Raw genomic sequence first — 23,940 nt, 5'->3', positions numbered from 1 at the left:
GGCAGCCTACACATAGACTATTGCGTTGTAGTGAAAGTCACAGCGGCAAGGTACTGAATGTACACTTGTTCACTGAAATTTTAAACCGGGCCTGTTTATCGGCCCGTTCGGGTGCCTAAGACTGCCGCACTTTCGCCTTTCACGCCAGTCGGAGTTGGCTGATGGCGCGGCGCTATTGCACCCAACGCTGTAGGATTTGCTGCAAATCCGTGCGTTTGAACGGCTTGGCCAGGTAATCGTTCATTCCCGCTGCCAGGCAGGCTTCACGGTCGCCCTGCAAGGCGTTGGCGGTCAGCGCGATGATCGGCAAGTCGGCACAGCCCGGCAACCGACGAATCTGCCGGGTGGCTTCGTAGCCGTCGATCAATGGCAGCCGGCAATCCATCAGGATGGCGGTGAAAATCAGGCTCTCGGCGCTGCGGATCGCTTCGGCACCGTCGGTGGCCAGGCTCACTTCAAACCCCAGACTGCGCAGCATGGCTTCGACCACGGTGCGGTTGACCGGGTTGTCTTCCACCAGCAGCACATGGCGACCATCGCCCGCACTGGCTTTGCCGTCGGCGTCGCTGGCAATCGTCGGCACACTGTGCTGGTCGATGGCCAGGGGAATTTCCAGGGTGAACACCGAACCGCGGCCTTCTTCACTCTGGGCGCGCAGGGTGCCGCCCATGCGTTCGGCCAAGGTACGGGCGATGGGCAGGCCCAGGCCGGTGCCACCGTAACGTCTTGAAATGGAACTGTCGGCCTGCTGGAACGCGTCGAACATCGCCTCCAGGCGTTCGGCGGAAATGCCGATGCCACTGTCGCGCACGGTGCAGGTGAACCACACCAGTTCATGGTCGAGGGTCTGCCAATGGGGCTCGACGCTGACGCTGCCGTGCTCGGTGAACTTCAAGGCGTTGCCGATCAGGTTCACCAGGATCTGGCGGATCCGCGTCGGGTCACCCTGCACGTGCAAGGCGTCCATCCCCAGCGGGATCGCCAGTTGCAGCGCCAGCCCACGTTGCTGGGCACTGTGCTGGAAGGCCTGGGCGCAACTGTTGATCAGGTCCGCCAGGTTGAACGGAATATGCTCCAGCTCCAGGGCGGCGCGTTCGATACGCGAGAAGTCGAGGATGTCGTTGATGACCTTGAGCAAATGCTCGGTGGACTCCGACGCCAGCGCCGCGTATTCGGTCTGTTCCTCGGTCATCTCGGTGGTTTCCAACAACTGCAACATACCCAGCACGCCGTTCATGGGGGTGCGCAGTTCATGGCTCATCATCGCCAGGAAGTCTGACTTGGCGTTGTTGGCGCGCTCGGCCTCTTCGCGGGTCTGGATCAACTGGGCCATGGCCTGTTGCTGTTCGCGACTGGCCTGGTTGAGGCCCTCGGCAAGGTTGTTGATATGCCGCGACAGGTCGCCCAGCTCCGAGTCATCCACAATCGGCAGCGGCGTCTGGTAGTCGCCTTGCTGGATCGCCTTCACCGCATGGCCCATGGCGCTGATCGGCTGCGACAGGCTGGCGGCCAGGCGCCGTGCGAGCAGGAAGGTAAACAGCAGGGCGAACAGCGCGAGGATACCGGCCTTGAACAGGATCTCCTGTTGGCGCTGGCTGAACGCATCGTTGGACATGCCGACGATCACCCGGCCCAGGTAGTCCGCGCGCGGGGCCTTGGGTTCATTGAGGTTGTCCTGGAAAAAATCATTGCCCAGCTGGATATGTTGCAGGCGGATCGGCGCCTGGAACACTTTCACCGACAGCGAACGGTCGTGCTTCTCCGACGGTTGCTCGACATACACCAGAATGTTTTCGCTGCTGTCCTGGATCTCCAGGAAACGCACATGGGGTGTGGCCAGCGTGGCGCGCAGCAAGCTGTCGAGCACATCATTGTTGCCGGATATCACGCCGTACTCGGTGGCGGGCGCCAGTTGGTTGGCGATCAGTTGGCCGGTGTGGTCCAGTTCCTGGCGCAGGTCCTGGATACGCACGAAGGTGAAGAAGCTGATCAACAGCAACGTCAGCAACAGCGCCGGGCCCAAGGTGATGAGCTGGGTTCGCGTGTTGATGTCCCAACGACGACGCAAGGTCATGGGCGTTTTTCTCCTTCGGCCAATCGGGCGCCGACACTGGCTTCATCTACCTGTTCGATCCCCAGTGAGCGCGCGACTTGCGGGTTGCCCACGACTTTGAAGCGTTCCGGGTACAGCGAGCGCGGCCAGTTGGCCGGCGAGTGGTCGAGCAGGCGGTCGAGCACGGCCAGCCAGTCGGCCTGGTCGCTGTAGGTGCTGGCCAGGCTGCCCGCCCGCACGAAGCCCGCGTTCGGGCCTATCAGCGGCAATTGCTGGGCGTAACTGCTCAGCAACAGGTTCTTCGCGGTTTTCGGGTTGTACAGCTGCGGGTCGTCGAGGCCGAGCAGCACGTCACTGTTGCGGAACAGGGTCTGCAGCGGCCGACTGTCATTAATGTTGTCCCACAGCTGCGGCACGATCTCCAGGCCTAGCGGCGCGGCATGCTGGCGCAGTTCGGGCAGCAGGAATTCACTGTCGGCGCCATAGAGCACGCCGATGCGTCGCGCCTGCGGCAGGATGCCCGCGATCAAGCGCAGTTGGCGATCCAGCGGCGGGTCGCTCCACAGCAGGCTGATGCGTGGGTGCGGCATGTTGCCCAGGCGCTGATGGGCTTGCAGGCGGCTGATGCGCAGCACCAGGGTCGGTGGACCCTGAGGTTCTTGCAGGCGCCAGTCGAGGCCGGGCAAGTCCAGCAAAATCAGACGGGTGTTGGCCGGCAGTCGACCGGGTGCCGGCAAGTCTTTGAGGGCGGTGAAGGTGACACGGTCTTCAGGGCGTTGCTGGGCCAGGGCCTGGGCAAAGGCTTGCACACCGGCGCCGTCTTCGGCGGCGGTCAGCAGGACGTCGGCGCTCCACGCCGGCGCCGCCAACAGCAGGCACGCGAGCAGCACGGCACGCCGCCAGAGCCGAGTGATCAACACGCCAGTCATCCGTGACGAGTCGCCCATGTCAGAACTCTAACTCGGCGCTGAAGTAGAGCACGTGGCGATGGTCATAATTGTTGTCGGCCCAGGTGGTGGGCTGGTTGTCGAGGCGTTCTTGCAACATGCCGGCCAGCTCCACGTTGGCTTTGCCCAGGGCAATGCGCTTGGCCACCCGCAGGTCGACCCGTTCGAAGCGATATTGGTTGAGTGCGTCATCGCCATAGTAGAACAGCGCGCTGGACCAACCCTGGCCCCACTCACGCAACCAGCCGGCGGAGCCACTGTTGCGCGCGGTCTGTGCTTTGTCCAGCGGGTTGCTGCTGCTGGCATCGACGTAAGCATAGGTGAGCCGCAGACGATCGGCGTTGCTCACGCGCCAGTCGAACTGCGACTCGGCGCCGGTGAACCGCGCGCTGTTGGCGTTGCTGGCAATGTACTGGTTATTGCGCAGCGGCGAGCTGATCATGTCGGTGATCTCGTCGTAGAACAGTTTCACGTCCATGTTCAGCCCGATGTCTGCAAAGAAGCCGTTGTACCCCAGTTCCCGTGACTTCATCATCTCTTTATCGAGGTTGCCCGGGCCCCGGGTTTTTACGAAGTATTGCCCGGTGGTCTGTCCGTAGGCCGGGGAGCTGAGGTTGGTGACGCGATAACTCCAGTTGACGTTGTTCTCGAACATGTCCGGCGAGCGGATTGCCTCGGAATACACCGCGCGCAGGCCGTGGCGCGGGTTGATCAGGTAGTTGACCGCCACCCGTGGCGTCAGCGAGTTGCCGCTCAGGTGGGTGTCTTCATACATGGCGCCGCCTTGCAGCAGCCAATGCTCGCTCGCGCGCCATTCCAACTGGCCGAACAGGCGCCAGGTGGTGTCGTCCAGAGTGCCGTTGAAGTAGGTGTCGGAGTCGGCGCGGTCATAGCGATAGTTCATACCGCTGACCAGGCGCAGGCTGTCGGACAGGCTGAGGGTGTCTTGAATTTCCAGGTCGTAGCGGCTCTCGCGGGTGCTCTGGTCGATGTCGCCGCAGACGCTTTGGCTGGCACCGTTGCGCCATTGTTGCAGCACCTGGTTGGCCAACGCCTGTTCGGCGGCGCTGCCCGGTGGTGCGCTGCCTTGGCTGTAGGTGTCCATGTGCCGGGCCAGCAGTTCGGCGTAGTTGGGGTTCATCTGCCACAACTGGGTCAGCTCGGGGCTGAACGAGACCTTGGCGTCACAGGCTTTCCAGACTTGCTGGCGGTCCCACTGCTGGGCCGAGCCCTGGATATACAGGCTGTGCTCAGGGTTGAAGTCGAAGTTCCAGCGCACGGAGCCGGCGTAATCCTTGGCTGTGACGTCGGAGTTGTCGCCGCCTTCGGTAATCCCGGCAAAGACAGGGCTGTAGGTATACGGCCGCTGGTTGGTGCCTTCCTTTGCGTCCAGTTGCACGTCGATGCTTTGCTGCGTGTTCAGCGTCTGGCTGATCGCCAGGCTGAAGCGGCTGAGGCGGCGACTGTCGCGGCGGTCGGCGCCAGACGCATCGCTGTCGAAGCCGTCGTCTTGCTGCCCGGACAGGGACAGGCGCAAGTCGCCGGTTTCCCAGCCCGCGCCCTGGCTGGCATAAAAGTCGTTGATACCGCGTTCGCCACGTACCACTTTTACCCGCGTGCCGTGGCTGTTGGCCGGCGAGCGCGTAAGAATGTTCACCACCGCCATCAAGGCATTGGCGCCGTAGCTGACGGTGTTGGGGCCACGGAACACTTCGATGCGCTCGATATCCTCCATGGCCACCGGAATGTCGCTCCAGTCCACGGTGGCCAGGCCCGCGCGGTACACCGAGCGGCCGTCGATCAACACCTGCATGCGCCGCGCGTCGCTGGCGCTGGTACCGTGGTAGTTCACCGCCGCCTGGTTGCCGGTGGTGTAGCCGACCATCATCCCCGGCACCAGGCGCAGCAACTCACTGATGTCCCGCGCGCCGCTGGCCTTGATCAACTCGCTGTCGATCACGGTCATGCTGCCCGGTACAGCGGCGGCCGACTGTTTGAGGCGCGTGGCCGTCAATACCTGGGGCAGCGGCTGGCTGTCGAGGAACAGGTCGTCGGCCAGCGTCGGTGCGCTGCACAACAACATCAACCAGAGGGATGAGCGAGGAGGAGGGCCCAAATACACGGCACGGCCTTGATAATTGCGGATAGCCGCCCATGTTAACTGAGGTGGGGCCTTTTGCCAGTCGTCGGACTTGCAATTGCTTCATGAAAATGTGGCATTTTCCGACAAACGCACGAATTGATGCGGGGGCTGGCCGCCAGCGGGTCGGCCCGTATAATGCCGCCATCGCCACTGGTATGGATTAACGGATTGCATATGACTGAACAGCGCCCTATTGCGGTCCTGGGAGGCGGAAGTTTTGGTACCGCCGTGGCAAACCTGCTGGCCGAGAACGGCCACGCTGTGCGCCAGTGGATGCGCGACCCCGAACAGGCCGAGGCCATTCGGGTGCACCGGGAAAATCCGCGTTACCTCAAAGGCATCAAGATTCATCCTGCGGTCGAGCCGGTCACCGACCTGCTGGAAACCCTCACAGCGTGCGACCTGTGCTTCGTCGCGTTGCCCTCCAGCGCCTTGCGCTCGGTGCTGGCGCCCCACGCCGAGCGTCTGGCCGGCAAGCTGCTGGTCAGCCTGACCAAGGGCATCGAGGCGCAGACCTTCAAGCTGATGAGCGAAATCCTCGAAGAAATCGCTCCCCAGGCGCGCATTGGCGTGCTGTCCGGGCCGAACCTGGCACGGGAAGTGGCCGAACACGCGCTGACCGCCACGGTGGTCGCCAGTGAAGATGAGGCACTCTGCGAACGCGTCCAGGCCGTGCTGCATGGCCGTACGTTCCGCGTCTACGCCAGCAGCGACCGTTTTGGCGTGGAGCTGGGCGGTGCGCTGAAAAACGTCTACGCGATCATCGCCGGCATGGCCGTGGCGCTGGGCATGGGCGAAAACACCAAGAGCATGCTGATCACCCGCGCCCTGGCCGAGATGACCCGTTTTGCGGTGAACCAGGGCGCCAACCCGATGACCTTCCTGGGGCTGGCAGGCGTGGGCGACTTGATCGTCACCTGCTCCTCGCCGAAAAGCCGCAACTACCAGGTCGGGTTTGCCCTTGGCCAGGGCCTGAGCCTGGAAGACGCAGTGACCCGCCTGGGCGAAGTCGCCGAAGGGGTCAATACCCTCAAGGTGCTCAAGGCCAAGGCCCAGGAAGTCGGCGTGTATATGCCGCTGGTCGCCGGGTTGCACGCGATCCTGTTTGAAGGGCGCACCTTGAACCAGGTCATCGAGTTGCTGATGCGTGCCGAGCCCAAGACCGATGTCGACTTTATTTCCACCAGTGGTTTCAACTGAGGAACGCGTCATGAACGATCCGAAAGCAGCCCCCAAGTACGAATCCATTGCCCTGCGCATCCTGTGGATGCTGGTGTTTGCCCTGGTGTGGCAAGTGGCGCAGTTCCTGCTCGGCGCGCTGGTGGTGGTGCAACTGATCTACCGTCTGGTCTACGGCGCCCCGAACCTGGGCCTGATGAACTTTGGCGACAGCCTCAGCCAGTTCCTGGCGCAGATCGGCCGTTTCGGCAGCTTCCACACCGAGCAGAAACCGTGGCCGTTCGCTGACTGGCCGACTCCGCGCGCACCCGAGGGCGAAGTCGCCCACAGCGTGCCGCCGGCGCCGCACCCGGTGCGTGATGAAGAGCCGAAACTGTGAAGCTGTGGATCCTGCGCCACGGCGAGGCCGAAGGGCACGCGCGCACCGATGCCGAACGCAACCTCACCGAGCATGGCCGTGGCGAAGTGTTGCGCAGTGCTGCGCACCTGATCGGCCAGCCCCTCAGCGCGATCATCGCCAGCCCCTATGTGCGGGCGCAGCAGACCGCACACCTGGTGCGTGATGCGCTGGGCTTCGAGCCGGAGATCCGCACGGTGCCGTGGCTGACCCCCGAGGGCAACCCGTTGCAGGTGCTGGAACAGCTCGACACCGATGACAATGTGTTGCTGGTCAGCCACCAGCCGTTGGTGGGCAGCCTGATCAGCTTTCTGCAGCACGGTCACCAGCGCCAGCCGGAGCCGATGCACACCGCCAGCCTGGCGGAACTGGAAGGGGATTTCCCGCTGGCGGGGTTGATGAGCCTGGTCAGCGTGAAGAATCCGTAGGCATTATCGCGGCTTTGTGTGTGCTATATAGTCAACCAAGCAAGTGCTTGGTTGGCTATCGTCGGACCACAAAGGAGCGCGTCCCATGCCCGTCGCTTTTCGTTTGCCGTTGCAGGTCTTCTACGAACGTGAAGCGCGACATCCGCGCAAAACCTTTCTGGTGCAGCCGGTGGGCGGTGGCCAGGTGCAAAGCCTCACCTGGGGCGACGTCGGCCACCAGGCCCGCTGCGCCGCGCACTGGTTGCGCGCCCGGGAGCTGCCCCAGGGCGCGCACATCGCGCTGATTTCGAAAAATTGTGCGCACTGGATCATCGCCGACCTGGCGATCTGGATGGCCGGGCATGTCTCGGTGCCGCTGTACCCCAACCTTACCGCTGATTCCGTCGCACATGTGCTGACCCATTCCGAGGCGGCGCTGGTGATTACCGGCAAGCTTGATGATTGGCCAGCCATGGCGCCCGGCGTGCCTGCGGATGTGCCGACCATCAGCCTGCCGTTATGCCCAGCGGGAGAGTTCGATTTCAGTTGGGCTGACCTGCAAGCCTGTTCTCCGATCCAGGATGCCCCGGCGCCGGTCGCCTCGGACCTGGCGACCATCATTTATACCTCCGGCACTACCGGCCTGCCCAAAGGCGTGATGCACAGCTTCGGCGCGCTGGGGTTTTCCGCCACCCGTGGCACCGAGTTGTTTGGCCTGGGCGAGGGTGACCGTTTGTTGTCCTACCTGCCGCTGTGCCATGTGGCGGAACGGATGTTTGTGGAAATGGCCTCGATCTACACCGGGCAAACGGTATTTTTCGCCGAAAGCCTGGAAACCTTTCTGACAGACCTGCGTAGGGCGCGTCCGACCGCGCTGTTTGGCGTACCGCGCATCTGGACCAAATTCCAGCTGGGCGTCTACGCCAAAATCCCCGCGAAACGCCTGGATACCTTGCTGCGCCTGCCCTTCATCGGCAAACACGTGGGCCACAAGGTGCTCGCCGGCCTGGGCCTGGACGCGTTGCGTATCGCGCTTTCGGGAGCGGCGCCTGTGCCTGAGGCGTTGCTGCGCTGGTATCAACGCCTGGGCCTGGATGTGCTTGAGGTGTATGGCATGACCGAAAGTTGCGGCTACTCCCATGTGTGCCGCCCCGGCCAGCAGACCCTCGGCTGGATCGGCTTGCCGTGCCCCGGTGTGGACGTGCGTATCGACCCAGCGGGGGAAGTGCAGGTGCGCAGCGGCGCGACCATGCTCGGCTACTTCAAGGACCCGCAGAAAACTGCCGAAACCATCACCGCCGACGGCTTCCTGCGCACGGGCGACAAAGGCGAGCAGGACGCCGAGGGGCGTCTGCGCCTGACCGGCCGACTCAAGGAAATCTTCAAGACCAGCAAAGGCAAATACGTGGCGCCGGCGCCGATTGAAAACCGCTTGGCCGAGCATCCGCGTATCGAGCAGGTGTGCGTGGTGGGCGAGGGACTGATCGCGCCGATAGGCTTGTGCGTGTTGTCGGCGGGTGGGGACGACTCGCCAGCCCTGCGTGCCAGCCTGGAGCGCTGGTTGGAACAGGTCAACCAAGCGCTGGATAAGCATGAACGCCTGCGCCAATTGGTGGTGGTCAAAGACAACTGGGCGGTGGAAAACGGCTTCCTGACGCCGACCTTGAAGATCAAGCGCAACGTGATCGAATCGGTTTACGGCGAATATTTCCAGACATGGAGCGAGCGTTCCGAAACCGTTCTGTGGCAGGATTAGGATCGTAATAAAACCAATAAGGACACTCTCCATGAGCCTGTGGCGCACCCAACCGAATATCGACCAACTCAACGCGATCCAGAAAAACACCATCGGTGAACTGCTGGACATCCGTTTTGAACGCTTCGACGACGATTCCCTGACCGCGAGCATGGTGGTCGACCATCGCACCCATCAGCCCTACGGCTTGCTGCATGGCGGCGCCTCGGTGGTGTTGGCCGAGAGCGTTGGCTCCATGGCGGCCTACTTGTGCATCGACCCGAGCAAGTTTTATTGCGTGGGCCTGGAGGTCAACGCCAACCACCTGCGCGGTGTGCGCAGCGGGCGGGTGACGGCGGTGGCCAAGGCTGTGCATATTGGCCGCACCACCCAGGTCTGGGACATCCGCCTGACCAATGATGAGGGCAAGGCCAGTTGTGTGTCGCGCCTGACCATGGCCGTGGTGCCGCTGGGCGAGAACCCACCGGCGCGATAGGCGTGGCGTGAGTGTCATCATTCCTGGCAGTTACAGTCATTGCTGTGCCGGCCGGGCATGGTGACAATCAATCTCTGTTTTTGTAGATGGATCCGGTATGTCGCAGCACGTGTTTTTTGCCCACGCCAATGGCTTTCCCTCGGCCACCTACGGCAAGTTGTTCGCCGCCCTGGCCCCGGAATATGCGGTGGCACACCTGCCGCAGCACGGTCACGACCCGAGGTTTCCGGTGGACGACAACTGGCAGAACCTGGTGGACGAATTGATCCACCACCTGGAGCAGCAACCGGAACCGGTGTGGGGTGTGGGCCATTCCCTCGGTGGTGTGTTGCACCTGCACGCGGCCATGCGTTGCCCGCAGTTGTACCGCGGGGTGGTGATGCTGGATTCACCGGTGCTGACCCGCGCCGACCGTTGGGTGATCCGCGCGGCCAAGCGCTTCGGGTTTATCGACCGCCTGACCCCGGCCGGGCGCACCTTGGGCCGTCGGGAGGAGTTCAGCGACCTGGACGCCGCGCGCAGCTACTTCGCCGGCAAGACCCTGTTCCGTGGCTTTGACCCCGAATGCTTCGACGCCTACCTGCAACACGGCCTGCTGCAAGTGGGCGATCGCCTGCGCCTGCGCTTCGATCCGGCCACCGAAATCAGCATCTACCGTGGCGTGCCCCACACCAGCCCCGGCCAAGTGCGCCAGCTGAAGGTGCCGTTGGCGGTGGTGCGCGGCCGGCAGAGCCGGGTGGTGATGCGTCACCACGCCAGCGGCGTCGGGCGCCTGCCCATGGGCGAAATGCTCACCATGCCCGGCGGCCACATGTTTCCTCTTGAACGGCCCCAAGACACCGCGACCTTGATCAAGAACCTGTTCTCCCGCTGGGAAGCCCGCGAGCGCAGTTGCGCATGAGCACCCCGGTCGAAGAAGTGCGCCTGAGCCTGCCCCATATCGAGCTGGCGGCCCATCTGTTCGGGCCCGAGGACGGCTTGCCGGTGATTGCCCTGCATGGCTGGCTGGACAACGCCAACAGCTTTGCGCGGCTGGCGCCGAAACTTCAGGGCCTGCGCATCGTTGCATTGGATATGGCCGGGCATGGGCATTCGGCGCACCGTCCTACCGGGGCCGGATATGCCTTGTGGGATTACGTCTTTGACGTGCTGCAAGTGGCTGAGCAACTGGGTTGGAAACGTTTTGCATTACTTGGCCATTCCCTCGGTGCCATCGTGTCCCTGGTGCTGGCCGGTGCGTTGCCGGAGCGCGTGACACACCTGGGATTGATCGACGGTGTGATCCCGCCCACCGCCAGCGGCGAGAACGCCGCCGAGCGACTGGGCATGGCCTTGCAGGCGCAGTTGAACCTGCAAGACAAGCGCAAGCCGGTCTACAACACCCTGGATCGAGCGGTCGAGGCTCGCATGAAAGGCGTGGTGGCGGTCAGCCGCGAAGCCGCCGAACTCCTGGCCCAGCGCGGTTTGATGCCGGTGCCGGGCGGTTACACTTGGCGCACAGACAGCCGTCTGACCCTGGCTTCGCCGGTTCGTCTGACTGAAGAACAGGCGATGGCTTTCGTGCGACGGGTGAGTTGTCCTACCCAGTTGGTGGTCGCTGCCGACGGCATGTTGGCGAAACATTCCGAATTGCTTTCCCATCTGCCCTTTACGGTCACCACGCTGCCAGGCGGCCATCATTTACACCTGAATGATGAGTCCGGCGCGGTCCTTGTTGCAGACTGTTTCAATCGGTTCTTCTCCGCGCCTTGACTTGGGGCGGTCAACTGCCGAGGCTGGGCGGATTGAAAGGGAGTCAACCATGAACAAACTCAACACCGCTGCGACCTCCGATGGCCAGGGCTCGTTGATCTTATGAGCGTGCGTAACGGATGTATCCGTATCCTGGGCTTGAGCCTTTTGAGCCCACTGGTATTCGCCGCCGACGTACCGGGCAGCCAGGACCTGCCCACCGTGGCCCGTCAGGTCGATTCGCAAATCGTCGACTACCGCCCCGCCGAAGAAAAAGAACGCATCTACCCCATGGGCGCGATCCGCAAGATCAGCGGCCAGTTGCGTTATGAAGGCCAGGCCACCGCCCGTGGCCAAACCACCGCCATCACCTATGAACTGCCCGCCGAGCACAGCTCCAGCGCCGCGTTCAAGGCGACGCGTGAAGCCTTGCAGGAGAAGGGCGCGCAGTTGTTGTTCTGGTGTCAGGCGCGCGATTGCGGTGAAAGCAGCCTGTGGGCCAATGAAGTGTTCGGCAACGCCAAGCTGGTCGGTGCCGACGGGCAGCAGGAATACCTGCTGCTGCGCCTCGCGGCTCCTCAGGAAAACTCCCTGGTGGCGCTGTACGGCATCACCCGTGGCAACCGCCGTGCCTACCTGCACGTAGAACAGTTGGACGCCAACGTGCCGCTGGCCGACCTGCTGCCCACCTCAGCGACCCTGCTGCGGGAATTGAAAAGCACCGGCGAGCTGGATTTCCCTGCATTGGGCGGCGAGCCTGACGACACCTGGCTGACCCTGATTTCCCGTGGGCTGAACCTGGATGCCACGTTGCGCGTCAGCTTGACCGGCCCAACCGCCGAAGCCTGGCGCCAGGCGTTGGTCGACAAGGGCGTGCGCGCTGCACGCATGGAAACCGGCACAGGTGACGCCAAAGGCCTACACCTGCATCTGATACGCTAGGCGTAACAGGGCGAACGGACCCGTGCCGTTCGCCTAAGCTGTCTTCCTACAGTCTTCCTTTCGAGATCCTACATGCTCAATAACGATCGCCTACTGGTGCAAATCCTGCTGCTGGTGCTGTTCGGTGCCAGCTTCTGGGTGATGGCGCCGTTCTGGTCGGCGCTGTTCTGGGGCGCGGTGCTGGCGTTTGCCAGTTGGCCGGTGATGCGCCTGCTGACCCGTTGGTTGGGCGGCCGGGAATCCCTGGCAGCGGGCATTCTGACGCTAGGCTGGATGTTGCTGGTGGCAGTGCCGCTGGTGTGGCTGGGCTTCAACCTGGCGGATCATGTGCGTGATGCCGTGGGCTTGATCAAGGATATTCAGGTCGACGGTTTGCCCGAGGCGCCGACGTGGCTGGGTTCGATCCCGTTCGTGGGCGAACGGCTGGTGGCGATGTGGGACAGCATCGACCAACAGGGCGCAGCCTTGATGGTCAGCATCAAGCCCTATCTGGGGCAGGTGGGTAATTGGTTGCTGGCGCGCAGCGCGCAGATCGGCGGAGGCATCCTTGAGCTGACGTTGAGCCTGGTGTTCGTGTTCTTCTTCTACCGGGATGGGCCGCGCCTGGCGGTCTTCGTGCACCGCCTGCTGGAACGCTTGATCGGCGATCGCGCCGGTTACTACATCGAACTGGTGGCCGGCACCGTGCAACGGGTGGTCAACGGCGTGATCGGCACCGCCGCCGCCCAAGCGCTGTTGGCGTTGATCGGCTTCTGGATCGCCGGCGTGCCGGGTGCATTGGTGCTGGGTATCGTCACCTTCCTGCTCAGCCTGATCCCCATGGGCCCACCGCTGGTGTGGATCCCGGCCACGGCCTGGCTGGCGTGGAAGGGTGATTACACCTACGCGGTGTTCCTCGGCGTGTGGGGCACCTTCATCATCAGCGGCGTGGACAACGTGCTCAAGCCCTACCTGATCAGCCGTGGCGGCAACCTGCCGCTGGTGATCGTGTTGCTCGGCGTGTTCGGCGGTTTGATTGCGTTTGGGTTCATCGGCCTGTTTATCGGCCCGACCCTGCTGGCGGTGGCCTACAGCCTGTTGATGGATTGGAGCGCGACCCAGGCCCAAGGCCGTCGGGAAGACAAACCGCTTTAAGCCCTGGGCAACCACATCACGGCGGTCAAGCCACCGCCGGGGGTTTCTTCCAGGTGCAGTCGACCGCCGAGGCGTTCGGCGGCTTCCTTGGAAATCGTCATGCCCAGGCCGACCCCGCCGGAGTTGCGATTGCGTGAGCCTTCCAGCCGATAGAACGGCTCGAACACCGCCTCACGCTTGTCGGCGGCAATGCCAGGGCCGTGATCGATCACGCGGATCACCAAGGCCTCGCGGCTGTCTGCCAGCTCAATGCGTGCCGTACCGGCATAGCGCAGGGCATTGTCGATCAGGTTGTTGAGGCACGAACGCAAGGCCATCGGCTGCACCTGCAGCGGCGCGCAGGTGCCGGCGAATTGTACGTCGCAGCCTTGGTCCTGGGCGTTTTCGCTCATGGACTCGACCAGCGCCTGCACGTCGAGCCAGTGCCGGGTTTCGCTGGTGCGTTGTTCGTGCAGGTAGCTCAGGGTGGCGTCGAGCATGCCGATCATATCGTCCAGGTCCTGGCGCATCTGGCCTTGCAGCTTGGTGTCTTCGATCTGTTCCAGGCGCAGCTTGAGGCGCGAGAGCGGGGTGCGCAGGTCATGGGAGACCGCGCCGAGCATGCGCGCGCGTTGGCTGACCTGTTCGCGAATGCGCCGTTGCATCAGGTTGAAGGTCGACGCGGCCTGCCGTGCCTCACGCGGTCCCGACTCGTCGAGGGGCGGGCTGTCGAGGTCCAGGCTCAGGCGTTCGGCGGCTTCGCTCAGGCGCTGGATCGGGCGGCTCAGCAGCTTGGCGCCGTACCAGGCGGCGATGATCAACGAGATGAACTGGAACGTCAGCGGCACCACCGGGCCGCCAAACCACGGACGTTTGTGCTTGGGCAAGAGCTTCATCGTGCCGTCGGGCTGTTCGACAAAGGTTTCCTGGGGCGGCGGTGGGGGCGGGCCGTAATAACGAAACCAGGAGATTGCCAGCACGTGGGCCAGCACAATCGCCACCAGCAACACGCCAAACAGTCGACCGAACAGCGTGTTGAAGGTGTTGCGCATCAACCGATATCCCGCGCATCGAACAGGTAGCCTTCGCCGCGCACGGTCTTGATCAGTTGCGGGGCCTTGGGATCGTCCCCGAGTTTTTGCCGCAGGCGCGACACCAGCAAGTCGATGCTGCGATCAAAGGCTTCAATGGAGCGCCCACGGGCGGCATCCAGCAATTGTTCGCGGCTCAACACCCGGCGCGGACGCTCGATGAACACCCACAGCAGGCGGAATTCCGCGTTGGACAGCGGCACCACCAGGCCATCGTCGGCCACCAGTTGGCGTAACACGCTGTTGAGGCGCCAGGTGTCGAAGCGGATGTTGGCGCGCTGTTCGGTGCGGTCATCGCGTACACGGCGCAGGATGGTCTGGATCCGCGCTACCAGCTCACGCGGCTCGAACGGCTTGGACATATAGTCGTCAGCGCCCAGCTCCAGGCCGATGATGCGGTCCGTCGGCTCGCAGCGGGCGGTGAGCATCAGGATCGGAATGTCCGACTCCGCGCGCAGCCAGCGGCACAGCGACAGGCCGTCTTCACCGGGCAACATCAGGTCGAGCACCACCACATCGAAGGTTTCAGCCTGCATGGCCTGGCGCATGGCGGTGCCGTCGGTGACGCCAGTGGCCAGGATGCCGAAGCGGGCGAGGTAGTCGATCAGCAGTTCGCGGATCGGCACATCGTCGTCAACGATCAGCGCACGGGTGTTCCAGCGCTTGTCATCGGCGATCACCGCGCCTTTTTGCTCGTCGTTCAAAGAGACGGAAGGGGTCTGCATAATGCGATCATCTGCCTGGTCGTTGCGGTCAGCATAGGCGTCCAGCCCCATGGCTGGAAGTGCTGGTCGGTGGGTCGTGCGAGCGAGGCTAGCCGTGGGGCGTGTTGGGGGCATGTCGTGAATGTATCAGCTTTGAAATAATTACCTGAAAATGCCCGCCCGATGGCGCTTGGTCAGTATTTACCGATCATCGGATCCCGCAACGGCGCCGCTTGCGCTACAATCCGCGCCGATTTCGACTTGCCTGAGAGCCCATTCCAATGTCCGTCTGCCAGACTCCTATCATCGTCGCCCTGGATTACCCCACTCGTGACGCCGCACTGAAGCTGGCTGACCAGTTGGACCCGAAGCTTTGCCGGGTCAAGGTCGGCAAGGAATTGTTCACCAGTTGCGCGGCGGAAATCGTCGGCACCTTGCGTGATAAAGGCTTCGAGGTGTTCCTCGACCTGAAATTCCACGATATCCCCAACACCACCGCCATGGCGGTCAAGGCCGCTGCCGAAATGGGCGTGTGGATGGTCAACGTGCATTGCTCCGGTGGCCTGCGCATGATGAGTGCTTGCCGGGAGGTGCTGGAACAGCGCAGCGGGCCCAAGCCTTTGTTGATCGGCGTGACTGTGCTCACCAGCATGGAACGTGAAGACTTGGCTGGTATTGGTCTGGATATCGAGCCCCAGGAGCAAGTGTTGCGCTTGGCTGCCTTGGCGCAGAAAGCCGGTCTCGATGGCCTGGTGTGTTCCGCGCTGGAAGCCCAGGCACTGAAGACGGCACACCCGTCGCTGCAACTGGTGACGCCGGGGATTCGTCCGGCGGGCAGCGCACAGGATGACCAGCGCCGTATTCTGACGCCGCGTCAGGCGCTGGACGCGGGTTCTGATTACCTGGTGATCGGGCGGCCGATCAGTCAGGCGGCGGATCCGGCCAAGGCGTTGGCGGCAGTGGTTGCCGAGATCGCCTGATATCAGGTCGAATCTGGTAACAAATGTGGGAGCGAGCAAGCCCGCTCCCACAATTCGATCCACAGTGTGTCAGTTGACCTTCAGTACCAACTTGCCAAAGTTCTCGCCGTTGAACAGCTTCATCAGCGTCTCCGGGAACGTCTCCAGCCCCTCCACAATATCTTCCTTGCTCTTGAGCTTGCCCTGGGCCATCCAGCCGGCCATTTCCTGGCCAGCAGCGGCAAAGCCTGCGGCGTGATCCATGACTACAAAGCCTTCCATGCGCGCACGATTGACCAGCAGTGACAAGTAGTTGGCCGGGCCCTTCACGGCTTCCTTGTTGTTGTATTGGCTGATGGCGCCGCAGATGACCACGCGGGCTTTCAATGCCAGACGGCTGAGGACGGCGTCGAGAATATCGCCGCCGACGTTATCGAAATACACGTCGACGCCTTTGGGGCACTCGCGCTTGAGGGCAGCGGGCACGTCTTCGCTTTTGTAGTCGATGGCGGCGTCGAAGCCCAATTCGTCCACCAGGAACTTGCACTTGTCGGCGCCGCCGGCAATGCCCACTACGCGGCAACCCTTGAGCTTGGCGATCTGCCCGGCAATGCTGCCCACGGCACCGGCTGCGCCGGAGATCACCACGGTTTCGCCGGCCTTGGGTGCACCCGTTTCCAGCAGCGCAAAGTAGGCGGTCATGCCGGTCATGCCCAGGGCGGACAGGTAGCGCGGCAACGGCGCGAGCTTCGGATCAACCTTGTAGAAACCACGTGGCTCGCCCAGGAAATAATCCTGCACGCCCAGCGCGCCATTGACGTAGTCGCCGACGGCGAACTTCGGGTTGTTCGACGCAATTACCTTGCCCACGCCCAGCGCGCGCATGACTTCGCCAATACCGACCGGCGGAATGTAGGACTTGCCTTCATTCATCCAGCCGCGCATGGCCGGGTCGAGGGACAGGTATTCGTTGCGCACCAGCACCTGGCCATCCTGGGGCGTGCCCACTGGGACTTCCTGGTAAGTGAAGGTGTCCCGGGTGGCTGCGCCGACCGGGCGCTTGGCGAGCAGGAATTGGCGGTTGGTCTGGGCGGTCATGGCAGCGACTCTTCTGGAAATGAACCTGAAGTGATAGACCTTGAACGCGCCGGGGGCAAGGTTCACCGAGGGTGCGAATGGCGGTCGATAGGCGTTGCTGATAGTCGTCAGGTGCCTTCTATCACTGCAATCCATGCGACGCCAACCGGCGGTTTGATAGTGCTGACGCGTGCGACGCGGCGTTGGCTAGACTCGACCCACGGCTAATTTCTCCCACAGGACATCTTCTATGAGCATGACGTTTTCCGGCCAGGTCGCCCTGGTAACTGGCGCCGCCGCTGGCATCGGCCGCGCTACCGCGCTGGCGTTCGCCGCCGAAGGCTTGAAGGTGGTAGTGGCCGACCTGGACGTGGCGGGCGGTGAAGGCACTGTCGCCCTGATCCACCAGGCTGGCGGTGAAGCGTTGTTCGTGCGCTGCAACGTCACGCTGGAGGCGGATGTGCAGCAATTGATGGCCCAGACCATTGCCGCCTACGGTCGCCTGGACTACGCCTTCAATAACGCCGGGATCGAGATCGAAAAGGGCAAGCTGGCCGACGGCAGCCTGGATGAGTTCGACGCGATCATGGGCGTCAACGTCAAGGGCGTGTGGTTGTGCATGAAGCACCAGTTGCCGCTGTTGCTGGCCCAGGGCGGCGGCGCCATTGTTAACACCGCCTCGGTCGCGGGCCTGGGAGCGGCGCCGAAGATGAGCATTTATGCGGCCTCCAAACATGCGGTGATCGGCCTGACCAAATCGGCGGCCATCGAGTATGCGAAGAAGAAAATCCGCGTCAACGCAGTCTGCCCAGCGGTGATCGATACCGATATGTTCCGGCGCGCCTATGAAGCCGACCCCCGCAAGGCTGAATTTGCCGCCGCCATGCACCCGGTCGGGCGCATCGGCAAGGTTGAGGAAATCGCCAGTGCGGTGCTTTATCTGTGCAGCGACGGCGCGGCCTTTACCACGGGTCAAGCCTTGGCGGTGGACGGTGGTGCGACCGCTATCTAGGACCTCACGCCGCCCTTCATTCGAAAAGGTTTGGGGGGGCTGTGGGGCGTTTCCATAGCTGGCACCGTGCCCTGTCAGAATGTGTATCAGAAGGTAAATAATCTAATAAAATCAATACTTTAATAAAACTTGGCGAGCGGCCGAAATGCGCTTCTGTGCTTAACTGTTCTGGGTTGAGTAACAGACAGTTGAAGTGAGTGGCGCATGGATTTAGGGATCGATCGACAAGCCCTGGTACCGGTGGTGCAGCAAATCATCAGCGCAGTGGCGCAATGGATTCGCACAAGTGGGGTGAGCCCTGGCACACGCTTACCGTCCATTCGACAGGTGGCCCTCGATAACCTGCTCAGCCAATCCAGCGTGATCGAGGCGTTCGAGCGGATGGTCGCCCAGGGTGTGCTGGTTTCCAAGCCGGGCTCGGGTTTCAGCGTGGCTCAGCCACCGGCCTTGCATGAGGGCCAGTGGTACGAAGGCGCCGAGCGGGAATGGGGCGGCTTTGTCGATAGTCCACTGGGAGAGCTGAAGTTGGGCTGCGGCTGGTTGCCCGATGCCTGGCGTGAAAGCGATGACATCAGTTATGCGATTCGTGAAGTCACCCGTACCGACACCGCCGGCCTGTTCAACTACAGCACGCCGCTGGGGTTGCCGGCGCTGCGCGAGCAACTGCTCAAGCGGCTGAGCCGAATCCACATTGCGGCCCACCAGGACCGTATCCTCACCACGGCGGGCGCGAGCCATGCCCAGGACTTGCTGATACGCACCTTGCTCAAGGCCGGCGACTGCGTGGTGGTCGAAACGCCAGGGTACGCCAACCTCTATAGGCAATTGGCATTCCACGGTGTGCAACTGCTGCACGTGCCGCGAACCCCTGCGGGCCCGGACGTTCCGGCGCTGGAAGCGCTGCTGCAGCGGCACCGGCCCAAGTGCCTGTTCATTAATAGCCTATATCACAACCCCACCGGCTCCAGCCTGAGCCGTGCGGTGGCCGAGCGCTTGCTGGCGCTGGCGCGGCGCGACAACTTCCTGATCATCGAAGAGGATGTCTTCGGTGACTTGCAACATGCCAGTTGCACGCGTCTATCGGCGTTGCCCCATGATGATCGGGTGATCTATGTCGCCAGCTTTTCCAAGACCTTGAGCAGTGCCTTGCGCGTGGGTTACCTGAGCGCCAGCACCGCGATCATCACGCAGTTGGCCAGCCTCAAGACCCTGACCGGTTTCGGCACCTCACGTTTTGCCGAGGCGGTGGTGGCCACGCTGCTGGCCAATGGCACTTATCGCAAATGGGTACAGCGCTTGCGCAAGCGGTTGAATGCGCAAATGACGGCTACGCTGCAGGTGCTGGAGGACGAGGAGTGGGAGGTGTTCACCGCGCCTGCCGGCGGTATGTTCGTGTGGGCGCGACCAGGGGCACGGGACTCATCGCGGTTACAGGTATGTGCCCGGCGGCTCGGGGTTTTGTTGTCGCCGGGGGCGCTGTTCAGCCCAACCAGCGAGCCCAGTGAGTGGCTGCGCATCAATGTGGCCTATGCCGATGATCAACGGGCCTTGGCGTTGTTCCGCGCCATGGGGCCCGCCAGATCGACCTCGACCATTCTGAAAACGACGAACGTGTAGCTTTTTGCCATTATTGTGGCGCCAACGACTTGTGTTCAGTGCCTTGTGGTTGCGAATCTCGCCTGTGTAAACCGGGCTCGATGGCAACCGCCATTGCAAGAGGATTCAAGTGCAATGATTTCGGCCGTGCAACGACAATTCGCCAACCTTGGTATGGCAAAAAAGCTGGGCTTGGGTTTCACCCTGGTATTGCTGTTGACGGCCTTGGTCGCGGCGATCGGGGTGTGGTCCCTGCAAACCGTTGGCCAGCGTTTCGAAGGCCTCAAGGCCATGTCGTCGCTTAACAGCGGCTTGCTCAAGGTGCGCCTGATCGAGCAGGACTACGCCTTGCACGCCGACCCCAAAGCCGTCGATGCCCTGCATGAAAGCGTTGATGCCTTGGCGGCGCTTGCGGCCAGTCTCAAGGCCCAGTCGGCGGCCAACGTGCCGGTCATGACCGATGTCGAACAGGCCTTGGCCGCCTACCGCAAGGCGTTCGATGAGTTTGTCGAACTGACCCAAACCAAAGACCTGGCGTTGGAAATGGCCAGTTGGTCGGTGTCCAGCGTGGCCAACAACCTTGACGTGTTGCAGGCCGGGCTGGCGGATGACGGCGCTTATGGCTTGAAGGAAAGCCAGGGCAAGGAAGGCGCTGAGTTTATCGAGCAGGCGGGGCAGGTCAGCCAGGTGTCGCGCCTGATGCTGCAGGCCATGAATGAAGCCCATGTACGCCTGAACCAGAGCCGAAAAGTCGATGAGGACAACGGTGAGCAGGGCAAGATCGAGCAAGCCGACCAGGCTCTCGCCCAGGTCGAGCAACTAAAAACCGCAGTCAAGGATTCCGGCTACCAGACCGTGCTCAACGAAGTGGCCGGGCATATCGCCGCATTCAGTGAAAAGCTCGGCGAGTACACCGGCCTGCTAGCCCAGGAAAAGGTGGTCTACAAGCAGCTGCATGATCGGGCGGGTGAGGTCGTCAGTCGGGTCAACCAGGCCTACGACGCCGAAGACCAGTCGATGCAGGCGCAGTTGAAGAAAAGCGCGATGTTGATCATCGGCTCTTCGGCTTTGGCGTTGTTGGTGGGGTTGATTGCGGCGTGGGTGATCACCCGTTTGATCGTTGCGCCGCTGCGCAGTGTGATTGCGGTGGCCCAGCAGATTGCCGCCGGCGATTTGAGCGGACGTATGGAGGTCAGCCGTCGTGATGAAATCGGCCAGTTGATGCAGGCGATGCAACAGATGGGTAATGGGCTTAGCCAGATGGTCAGCGGCCTGCAAGCCGGTATCGAGCAACTGGCCAGTTCGGCGCATTCATTGTCCAGCGTCACCGAGCAGACCAACGTCGAGGTCAGCAGCCAGAAAGAAGAAACCGAACAGGTTGCCACGGCGATGAACCAGATGACCGCCACCGTGCACGATGTGGCGCGCAACGCCGAAGAGGCCGCGCAAGCCGCACAGACCGCCGATGACAAAGTCGACAGCGGCCAGCAGGTGGTGCGCCAGAGTTTGCAGCGTATTGAATTGCTGGCCACATCCAGCACCTCTGCCAGCGCCAGCATCGAGAGCTTGAGCGCGGAAATTCAGCACATCGGCAGCGTGTTAAGTGTGATCAAGAGCGTGGCCGAACAGACCAACCTGCTGGCCCTCAACGCCGCCATCGAAGCCGCCCGCGCTGGCGAGCAGGGCCGTGGTTTTGCGGTGGTCGCTGACGAAGTACGGGCCCTGGCCAAGCGTACCCAGCAATCTACCGAGGAGATCGAGCGACTGGTCAGCACCTTGCGCAGCGCGGCCCAGTCCTCGGTGCAGCAGATCCAGCAAAGTGGCGAGTTGGTGAAGCTGGCGGTAAGCGATGCGCTGGAAACCGAAAGTGCCTTGGGCAGCATTGCGGTGGCGGTGTCGTTGATCCAGCAGATGAACCAGCAGATTGCCGCGGCGGCTGAGGAGCAAAGCTCGGTGGCCGAAGAGATCAACCGCAGCGTCACCAGTATCCGTGCCAGTGCCGATCAGTCGGCGCTGAGCATGCAGGGCAACGCCGCGTCGAGTATTCAACTGGCGCAGTTGGGCGCGGAACTCAAGGGCATGGTGGGGCACTTCCGCCTGTGATCGCCGCGTGAGTGCGACGACCACAGGGGAGGGCGGTCACGCGTTGTTGGCGAGGAAGGTCAGCAGGGCTTCGTTGACGAAGTCCGGGTTTTCCCTGGCGCTGATATGGCCGGCTTCCGGAATCAGGATCAGGCTGCAACCGATCAGGCCCGCCATTTCCTCGGACTCGGCGGGAGGGCGCGGTTTGTCCTGCTCGCCGCACATCAGCAAGGTGGTGTCGGCGTCCAGGCGCGGCAGTTGCTCCAGCACGTCTTCGCGACTGAAGATCAGCCGACCCAGGGGCACGATGCTCTGCAACAGGCGCTCCTTGGAGTAGCCCTGCAATTGCCGGCGGAAATCCTGGTACAGCGCTGATTCGCGGTCGATACCCGGACGGAAGAAGATCGGCGCGACCACATCCAGCAGCGGCTCGGGGATGACACCGGCGTCTTCGATCATCTTGAACAGCGAAAAGTAGTACTGGCGCGTGGCCTCGGGCTCGGCGCCCAGGTAGGTGTCCATCAGCACCAGGCTGTTGATTCGCTCGGGGGCCAGCAGCGCCAGGCGTGCGCCCCACATACCGCCAACCGAGAGCCCCACCAGGTTGATCTGCGGGATGTCCAACTGGTCGAGCAGGGCCAGGGTTTGGCGCGCGAGGTCGTCCAGGGAATGGGTTTGCGCGGGCAACGGGCCGGATTCACCGTGGCCCCATAGCTCCGGCACGATCACCCGGTACTGTTGCGACAGGGCTTCGATCTGCGGCGCCCACATGCCGGCGTCCCACAGGTAACTTGAACCCAGCAGGACGACCGGGCCGGTGCCTTGGTCTACGTAGTGCAGCGGTTGTCCATCAATGACGGCGACAGGCATAGCGGGCCTCTGACTTCACGGAGTAAGGGGCACTTTTTACGCTAGTCGGGGGCGGGGGGATAGATGCAAAGTGATGGCATGTGGCGAACCGGGTTCGCCACAGGGGGGAGGGCCAATCAATCGTAGATGACTTTCTTCTTCCACTCGGCGTCGGTGTCCACCACTTTGAGGCCTTCGGTCAGTTCGTTGACCTCGTCTTCGGCCGGCTTGCTGTTGGTCAGCACCGTGGAGTTGGCACGGGCCAGCTGGGCTTCCAGGTGTTGCAGCTGTGCGCTGTAGATCACCGGCTCTGGCTGTTTACGCAGGTACTGCACGCCGCGCTCGAACGCCAGGCGTGCCTGGCCTGGCTGGCCTTGTTGCAGGGCGTGCTGGCCGAGGTTGTTGAAGAACTCGATGTGCAGCAACACCAGGATATGGCGGATTTCACGGATCCAGTGCTTGGCCTCGTTGGCCGGCAGGAAACCGTCCTGTGCGGCGCGGGTGACCTGGCCGTGCAGGGCTTCGAGCAGGAAACGCACGTCCTTGGCCTTGGCTTCGGTCTGGATCGGCGCGGGCGGGTTGTTCACCGGGATCGATTCGCCCTGGGCCACCAGCGTATTCAGCTCGGTGATGCGGGCCTTCAGCGGTGCGCTGCCTTTGTTGAGGTTCAACAGGCGCTGGTTGACGTTGAGTTCCAGGCGAGTCATCAACAGTTTGAGCGCCGGGGTCATCAACTGGCCGGGGAAGGTCTCGGTGATTTCACCGCAGCGACGCAGGCGATCATTAAGCTCGATCTCGGTGCGCTTCTTTTCCAGCTTGTTGTTTTCCACCACGTGGTTCATGTAGCCAATGGCTATCAGTATTACGATCCCGGCTATTACCAGCAGGGTGATCATGAGTGGTGTCACCGGTGTGACCTCTTTATAGGGTTTACAGTGGAGTGTAGTGACTGGGCCATCCGGCGGATAGGACTGATCGACCAGTTGCCCAGGTAGTTTGCTTCTATATAGATAGGCGCTCCCTGCATGGATGCACATTGCCATCATTTGCCGGAGCGAACTATAGCGCCTTGTCGGGCGCCAGAATATAGGCGTCAAAGCCCGGACGCGCACAATTCGCCCGCAGGCCCTGAAAGCAGGTCGAAGTCATTGATTTTAATAAATTTATCCTTGGGGGTTGACGACCTTTCAATCCATCCATAGAATGCGCGCCACTTAACGCGTAAAGCACACAGCGAAACGCGGTTAGGTAGTGAATGTTGTACGTGTGTCCCCTTCGTCTAGTGGCCTAGGACACCGCCCTTTCACGGCGGTAACAGGGGTTCGAGTCCCCTAGGGGACGCCATTTGCGGGAATAGCTCAGTTGGTAGAGCACGACCTTGCCAAGGTCGGGGTCGCGAGTTCGAGTCTCGTTTCCCGCTCCAAGTT

General features: G+C 62.4%; 21 protein-coding genes, 2 tRNA genes and 1 pseudogene. 16 read left to right on the top strand and 8 right to left on the bottom strand.

The genetic code is table 11. The features are described from left to right. Positions 1-172 precede the first annotated feature (172 nt). From ACP7BX_RS00365 to ACP7BX_RS00355, 3 genes are read right to left on the bottom strand one after another with little or no spacing between them, the layout of a single operon-like run. On the bottom strand, positions 173-2,074 hold the full coding sequence (locus tag ACP7BX_RS00365) for an ATP-binding protein (RefSeq protein ID WP_426130379.1): 1,902 nt from the start codon (positions 2,072-2,074) through the stop codon (positions 173-175). Beyond that, the gene (locus tag ACP7BX_RS00360; RefSeq protein ID WP_314534272.1) at positions 2,071-3,000 is read right to left on the bottom strand and encodes an ABC transporter substrate-binding protein; all 930 of its coding nucleotides are present in this window, start codon (positions 2,998-3,000) and stop codon (positions 2,071-2,073) included. The genes ACP7BX_RS00365 and ACP7BX_RS00360 overlap by 4 nt, the downstream gene beginning before the upstream one ends. A 1-nt stretch (position 3,001) precedes the next feature. Beyond that, positions 3,002-5,122, bottom strand: a complete 2,121-nt coding sequence (locus tag ACP7BX_RS00355) for a TonB-dependent receptor plug domain-containing protein (RefSeq protein ID WP_426130376.1) — start codon at positions 5,120-5,122, stop codon at positions 3,002-3,004. A 195-nt stretch (positions 5,123-5,317) separates the two neighbouring features. On the opposite strand from ACP7BX_RS00355, the gene ACP7BX_RS00350 reads away from it, so the two are divergent. From ACP7BX_RS00350 to ACP7BX_RS00310, 9 genes are all read left to right on the top strand, one after another. Next, a complete protein-coding gene (locus ACP7BX_RS00350; protein WP_269133346.1) occupies positions 5,318-6,343 on the top strand; it encodes an NAD(P)H-dependent glycerol-3-phosphate dehydrogenase in 1,026 nt (341 codons plus the stop codon). Positions 6,344-6,353: 10 nt separating this feature from the next. Next, positions 6,354-6,701 carry a DUF4389 domain-containing protein gene (locus tag ACP7BX_RS00345; protein WP_314534274.1) on the top strand — a complete coding sequence of 116 codons (348 nt, stop codon included), beginning with the start codon at positions 6,354-6,356 and terminating at the stop codon, positions 6,699-6,701. After that, a complete protein-coding gene (gene sixA, locus ACP7BX_RS00340; protein ID WP_426130373.1) occupies positions 6,698-7,147 on the top strand; it encodes a phosphohistidine phosphatase SixA in 450 nt (149 codons plus the stop codon). The genes ACP7BX_RS00345 and sixA overlap by 4 nt, the downstream gene beginning before the upstream one ends. A gap of 85 nt (positions 7,148-7,232) precedes the next feature. Next, the gene (locus ACP7BX_RS00335) at positions 7,233-8,882 is read left to right on the top strand and encodes an AMP-binding protein (protein ID WP_426130371.1); all 1,650 of its coding nucleotides are present in this window, start codon (positions 7,233-7,235) and stop codon (positions 8,880-8,882) included. A gap of 31 nt (positions 8,883-8,913) precedes the next feature. Then, positions 8,914-9,357 carry a hotdog fold thioesterase gene (locus ACP7BX_RS00330; protein ID WP_038843957.1) on the top strand — a complete coding sequence of 148 codons (444 nt, stop codon included), beginning with the start codon at positions 8,914-8,916 and terminating at the stop codon, positions 9,355-9,357. Positions 9,358-9,454: 97 nt separating this feature from the next. Then, on the top strand, positions 9,455-10,258 hold the full coding sequence (locus tag ACP7BX_RS00325) for an alpha/beta fold hydrolase (RefSeq protein WP_033897650.1): 804 nt from the start codon (positions 9,455-9,457) through the stop codon (positions 10,256-10,258). Continuing rightward, entirely contained in the window at positions 10,255-11,109 is an 855-nt protein-coding gene (locus ACP7BX_RS00320; RefSeq protein ID WP_314534278.1) for an alpha/beta hydrolase, read from the top strand. Before ACP7BX_RS00325 ends, ACP7BX_RS00320 begins: the two co-directional genes overlap by 4 nt. A gap of 102 nt (positions 11,110-11,211) precedes the next feature. Further along, positions 11,212-12,030: a DUF4892 domain-containing protein gene (locus tag ACP7BX_RS00315; RefSeq protein ID WP_426130368.1), complete on the top strand. Its 819-nt coding sequence runs from the start codon at positions 11,212-11,214 to the stop codon at positions 12,028-12,030. 72 nt (positions 12,031-12,102) lie between these two features. Next, complete coding sequence (locus ACP7BX_RS00310; RefSeq protein WP_033897653.1) at positions 12,103-13,164, top strand: AI-2E family transporter; 1,062 nt, start codon at positions 12,103-12,105, stop codon at positions 13,162-13,164. On the opposite strand, the gene ACP7BX_RS00305 is transcribed toward ACP7BX_RS00310, so the two are convergent. Next, on the bottom strand, positions 13,161-14,195 hold the full coding sequence (locus ACP7BX_RS00305; protein ID WP_426130366.1) for a sensor histidine kinase: 1,035 nt from the start codon (positions 14,193-14,195) through the stop codon (positions 13,161-13,163). The genes ACP7BX_RS00310 and ACP7BX_RS00305 overlap by 4 nt on opposite strands. Then, positions 14,195-14,959: a response regulator gene (locus tag ACP7BX_RS00300; RefSeq protein WP_033897703.1), complete on the bottom strand. Its 765-nt coding sequence runs from the start codon at positions 14,957-14,959 to the stop codon at positions 14,195-14,197. Before ACP7BX_RS00300 ends, ACP7BX_RS00305 begins: the two co-directional genes overlap by 1 nt. Positions 14,960-15,219: 260 nt before the next feature. On the opposite strand from ACP7BX_RS00300, the gene pyrF reads away from it, so the two are divergent. Then, on the top strand, positions 15,220-15,918 hold the full coding sequence (gene pyrF / locus ACP7BX_RS00295) for an orotidine-5'-phosphate decarboxylase (RefSeq protein WP_010211681.1): 699 nt from the start codon (positions 15,220-15,222) through the stop codon (positions 15,916-15,918). Between the two features lie 69 nt (positions 15,919-15,987). On the opposite strand, the gene ACP7BX_RS00290 is transcribed toward pyrF, so the two are convergent. Further along, entirely contained in the window at positions 15,988-16,995 is a 1,008-nt protein-coding gene (locus ACP7BX_RS00290; protein WP_177113624.1) for an NADP-dependent oxidoreductase, read from the bottom strand. Positions 16,996-17,224: 229 nt separating this feature from the next. On the opposite strand from ACP7BX_RS00290, the gene ACP7BX_RS00285 reads away from it, so the two are divergent. From ACP7BX_RS00285 to ACP7BX_RS00270, 4 genes and pseudogenes are all read left to right on the top strand, one after another. Further along, on the top strand, positions 17,225-17,986 hold the full coding sequence (locus tag ACP7BX_RS00285; protein ID WP_033897656.1) for an SDR family oxidoreductase: 762 nt from the start codon (positions 17,225-17,227) through the stop codon (positions 17,984-17,986). A 204-nt stretch (positions 17,987-18,190) separates the two neighbouring features. Beyond that, a complete protein-coding gene (locus ACP7BX_RS00280; RefSeq protein ID WP_426130363.1) occupies positions 18,191-19,603 on the top strand; it encodes a PLP-dependent aminotransferase family protein in 1,413 nt (470 codons plus the stop codon). A gap of 114 nt (positions 19,604-19,717) precedes the next feature. Further along, positions 19,718-20,827: pseudogene (locus ACP7BX_RS00275) on the top strand (HAMP domain-containing protein); the annotation flags it as partial. After that, positions 20,804-21,685, top strand: a complete 882-nt coding sequence (locus tag ACP7BX_RS00270) for a methyl-accepting chemotaxis protein (RefSeq protein ID WP_426130508.1) — start codon at positions 20,804-20,806, stop codon at positions 21,683-21,685. The pseudogene ACP7BX_RS00275 and the gene ACP7BX_RS00270, both read left to right, overlap by 24 nt. 36 nt (positions 21,686-21,721) lie before the next feature. Here the strand turns inward: ACP7BX_RS00270 and ACP7BX_RS00265 are convergent, their stop codons facing one another. Further along, the gene (locus tag ACP7BX_RS00265; RefSeq protein ID WP_426130361.1) at positions 21,722-22,534 is read right to left on the bottom strand and encodes an alpha/beta fold hydrolase; all 813 of its coding nucleotides are present in this window, start codon (positions 22,532-22,534) and stop codon (positions 21,722-21,724) included. 116 nt (positions 22,535-22,650) lie between these two features. Further along, a complete protein-coding gene (locus tag ACP7BX_RS00260; RefSeq protein WP_177053333.1) occupies positions 22,651-23,421 on the bottom strand; it encodes a hypothetical protein in 771 nt (256 codons plus the stop codon). A gap of 360 nt (positions 23,422-23,781) precedes the next feature. On the opposite strand from ACP7BX_RS00260, the gene ACP7BX_RS00255 reads away from it, so the two are divergent. Both ACP7BX_RS00255 and ACP7BX_RS00250 read left to right on the top strand, forming a co-directional pair. Continuing rightward, positions 23,782-23,857, top strand: a tRNA-Glu gene (locus ACP7BX_RS00255). 3 nt (positions 23,858-23,860) lie between these two features. Further along, positions 23,861-23,936, top strand: a tRNA-Gly gene (locus tag ACP7BX_RS00250). Positions 23,937-23,940 lie beyond the last annotated feature (4 nt).

The organism is Pseudomonas sp. DWP3-1-3b3, from assembly GCF_049896305.1.
Classification (GTDB): Bacteria; Pseudomonadota; Gammaproteobacteria; order Pseudomonadales; family Pseudomonadaceae; genus Aquipseudomonas; species Aquipseudomonas azotoformans_A.
This window is presented reverse-complemented; position numbering and strand designations above follow the sequence as displayed.

Bases quoted from the DNA above. Each gene is read 5' to 3' on its own strand.
- ACP7BX_RS00285 (WP_033897656.1), top strand. From the start codon at position 17,225: ATGAGCATGACGTTTTCCGGCCAGGTCGCCCTGGTAACTGGCGCCGCC.
- ACP7BX_RS00300 (WP_033897703.1), bottom strand. From the start codon at position 14,959: ATGCAGACCCCTTCCGTCTCTTTGAACGACGAGCAAAAAGGCGCGGTG.
- ACP7BX_RS00335 (WP_426130371.1), top strand. From the start codon at position 7,233: ATGCCCGTCGCTTTTCGTTTGCCGTTGCAGGTCTTCTACGAACGTGAA.
- ACP7BX_RS00315 (WP_426130368.1), top strand. From the start codon at position 11,212: ATGAGCGTGCGTAACGGATGTATCCGTATCCTGGGCTTGAGCCTTTTG.
- ACP7BX_RS00325 (WP_033897650.1), top strand. From the start codon at position 9,455: ATGTCGCAGCACGTGTTTTTTGCCCACGCCAATGGCTTTCCCTCGGCC.
- ACP7BX_RS00290 (WP_177113624.1), bottom strand. From the start codon at position 16,995: ATGACCGCCCAGACCAACCGCCAATTCCTGCTCGCCAAGCGCCCGGTC.
- ACP7BX_RS00305 (WP_426130366.1), bottom strand. From the start codon at position 14,195: ATGCGCAACACCTTCAACACGCTGTTCGGTCGACTGTTTGGCGTGTTG.
- ACP7BX_RS00280 (WP_426130363.1), top strand. From the start codon at position 18,191: ATGGATTTAGGGATCGATCGACAAGCCCTGGTACCGGTGGTGCAGCAA.
- ACP7BX_RS00345 (WP_314534274.1), top strand. From the start codon at position 6,354: ATGAACGATCCGAAAGCAGCCCCCAAGTACGAATCCATTGCCCTGCGC.
- ACP7BX_RS00265 (WP_426130361.1), bottom strand. From the start codon at position 22,534: ATGCCTGTCGCCGTCATTGATGGACAACCGCTGCACTACGTAGACCAA.
- ACP7BX_RS00310 (WP_033897653.1), top strand. From the start codon at position 12,103: ATGCTCAATAACGATCGCCTACTGGTGCAAATCCTGCTGCTGGTGCTG.
- ACP7BX_RS00365 (WP_426130379.1), bottom strand. From the start codon at position 2,074: ATGACCTTGCGTCGTCGTTGGGACATCAACACGCGAACCCAGCTCATC.
- ACP7BX_RS00360 (WP_314534272.1), bottom strand. From the start codon at position 3,000: ATGGGCGACTCGTCACGGATGACTGGCGTGTTGATCACTCGGCTCTGG.
- ACP7BX_RS00320 (WP_314534278.1), top strand. From the start codon at position 10,255: ATGAGCACCCCGGTCGAAGAAGTGCGCCTGAGCCTGCCCCATATCGAG.
- ACP7BX_RS00350 (WP_269133346.1), top strand. From the start codon at position 5,318: ATGACTGAACAGCGCCCTATTGCGGTCCTGGGAGGCGGAAGTTTTGGT.
- ACP7BX_RS00270 (WP_426130508.1), top strand. From the start codon at position 20,804: ATGCAGGCGATGCAACAGATGGGTAATGGGCTTAGCCAGATGGTCAGC.
- ACP7BX_RS00330 (WP_038843957.1), top strand. From the start codon at position 8,914: ATGAGCCTGTGGCGCACCCAACCGAATATCGACCAACTCAACGCGATC.
- pyrF (WP_010211681.1), top strand. From the start codon at position 15,220: ATGTCCGTCTGCCAGACTCCTATCATCGTCGCCCTGGATTACCCCACT.